The sequence below is a fragment of the Bilophila sp. 4_1_30 genome, from assembly GCF_000224655.1.
In the GTDB taxonomy this organism is placed as follows: Bacteria; Desulfobacterota; Desulfovibrionia; order Desulfovibrionales; family Desulfovibrionaceae; genus Bilophila; species Bilophila wadsworthia.
Window position 1 is genome coordinate 1 of the sequence record NZ_JH114242.1, and the last position, 1,661, is coordinate 1,661.

Genomic DNA, 1,661 nt, shown 5'->3' on the forward strand with positions numbered 1-1,661 from the left:
CCCGAAGGACCCGTGGGGCAACGATTACGTCTACACGGCGCCCGGGCAGAAAGTGCCGTTTGAAATCATGAGCCTCGGTTCCGACGGCGCGGAAGGCGGCGAAGGCGAAGCCGCCGACATCTGGGGCGAAGATGTGCCCGACCGCTGAGCGGCGGCCCGCCGGGTTCACCCTGCTTGAGCTGCTCATTGTCCTCGTGATCATGGGCGTGCTGGTGGCCGTGGGTGCGGGCGCCCTCTCCGTTGAGCGGAATCCGCTCTACACCGGAGCGCAGGCGCTCGTCACCGCGTCCTCCACGGCCCGCAGCCGGGCACTTCTGCTCAACGCGCCCGTTACGCTCGAACTCGGCCAGACATTTATGGAAATCAGCTCGGAAAACGGCGACCGCCCGCTCAGGGAAGCCTTTCCCAAGGGCATGTCCGCCGCCTCGGTCGACGAACACTACCTGCTCGGCGGCTCCCAGAAGCTGCTGTTCCATCCCCTCGGCGTGGTACAGGAACACGTCGTCCATCTTCAATCCGGTCAGGATACCCTCTCGGTCTATATCCCGGCCACGGGAACGGCCCGCATTCTCGAAGGGCAGTTTTCTCTGGAACAGATTCGCAAGGAGTTCTTATGATGTCGGCTCACCGTCCCGTCCCGCAGCCCACGCCTTCCCGCCGGGTTCCCTTCCGTTTCGCAGCGGCGGCTCTTTGTGCCGCTTTCGTCCTCATGGCGGCTTCCGGCTGTACGCCCATGCGCAAACAGGGAGCCGTCCCCACCTTTCCGGCGAGCACGATGAACGACGCCGTCGAAGCCTATCAGAAGGGCGACTGCCGCGAGAGCATCCGCCGTTTCAGCGCCGCGCTGCAGCAACAGGAGCACCCGGCCCTGCTCAACGGGCTCGGCATGGCCTATCTGAGCTGCAACCAGCCTCGGAACGCCGCCCAAGCGTTTGAACGCGCCGTCTCCATCTCGCCCGGCTCCGCCGCACTGCATACCAATGCGGGCACCGCGCTGTATGCCGCCAACGATTACAAGAGCGCCGAACGGCAATTTGACGCGGCCCTGCGGATCGATCCCACCAACCCGGAAGCCCTTGTGGGCAAGGCGGGTATCCTCATTCAACGGAAGGAACCGGAGAAGGCCCTCCGGCAGCTTTCGCTGGTCAGCGGCACGGACGCGGCGTCTCCCGAAGTGCTCTACAACAAGGCGCTCGCCATGTATCAGATGGGGCTCACGGACGATGCGGGCACGGATCTCGGCACCTATGCCCGTGAGCATCCCAACGACGCCGAAGCGCAGAACGCCCTCGGCGTGGTGATGTTGCGCGCCGGGAACTACGCCAGCGCGAAGGCGCATCTTGATCGGGCCATAGCCTTGCGCCCCGAGCAGGGTGAGTATTACTACAATCGGGCGAACGTGCTCAAGGAGCAGAAGGAATTCAAGGCCGCCATCGACGACTACACGCGGGCCGTCGCCTTCATCCCGGATCTGGCGGGCGCGTACATCAACCGCGGCGACGTGCGTTTTCTGCTGCGTGAGACGGAAGGGGCCTGTCAGGATCTGAAAAAAGCCTGCGAACTCGGAGAGTGTGATCGTTTGAATAGATACGAGGACGCCGGGCGCTGCCGGGATTTCTTTTAAGATTGGGGAAGGGGAGGAAGGCCCTTTCTGGGAGAAA

3 protein-coding genes are annotated in these 1,661 nt (G+C 63.8%); all 3 read left to right on the forward strand.

All coding sequences use genetic code 11. The annotated features are described in order from the left end of the window. On the forward strand, window positions 1–148 hold a 148-nt coding region (locus tag HMPREF0178_RS19840; RefSeq protein ID WP_009369323.1), incomplete at its 5' end, for a type II secretion system protein GspG. Next, a complete protein-coding gene (locus HMPREF0178_RS19845) occupies window positions 132–617 on the forward strand; it encodes a prepilin-type N-terminal cleavage/methylation domain-containing protein (RefSeq protein WP_009369324.1) in 486 nt (161 codons plus the stop codon). The genes HMPREF0178_RS19840 and HMPREF0178_RS19845, both read left to right, overlap by 17 nt. Continuing rightward, window positions 614–1,624: a lipopolysaccharide assembly protein LapB gene (locus HMPREF0178_RS19850; protein ID WP_009369325.1), complete on the forward strand. Its 1,011-nt coding sequence runs from the start codon at window positions 614–616 to the stop codon at window positions 1,622–1,624. Before HMPREF0178_RS19845 ends, HMPREF0178_RS19850 begins: the two co-directional genes overlap by 4 nt. Window positions 1,625–1,661: the final 37 nt, after the last annotated feature.